General features: G+C 52.1%; 1 rRNA gene. It reads left to right on the top strand.

Annotated features, from left to right (window positions below):
- Nucleotides 1–259: ribosomal RNA gene (locus M3175_RS24725) — 23S ribosomal RNA — on the top strand; the annotation flags it as partial.

Genomic DNA, 259 nt, shown 5'->3' with positions numbered 1-259 from the left:
CGCACGGTGGATGCCTTGGCACTAGGAGCCGATGAAGGACGGGACTAACACCGATATGCTTCGGGGAGCTGTAAGTAAGCTTTGATCCGGAGATTTCCGAATGGGGAAACCCTCTATCCGTAATGGGGTAGAATCTTTACCTGAATACATAGGGTAATGAAGGCAGACCCGGGGAACTGAAACATCTAAGTACCCGGAGGAAGAGAAAGCAAACGCGATTCCCTGAGTAGCGGCGAGCGAAACGGGATTAGCCCAAACC

The organism is Robertmurraya korlensis (assembly GCF_023715225.1).
Classification (GTDB): Bacteria; Bacillota; Bacilli; order Bacillales; family Cytobacillaceae; genus Robertmurraya_A.
Note: the sequence above shows the minus strand (reverse complement) of the source record. Positions and strands in the feature narration are given on the sequence as shown.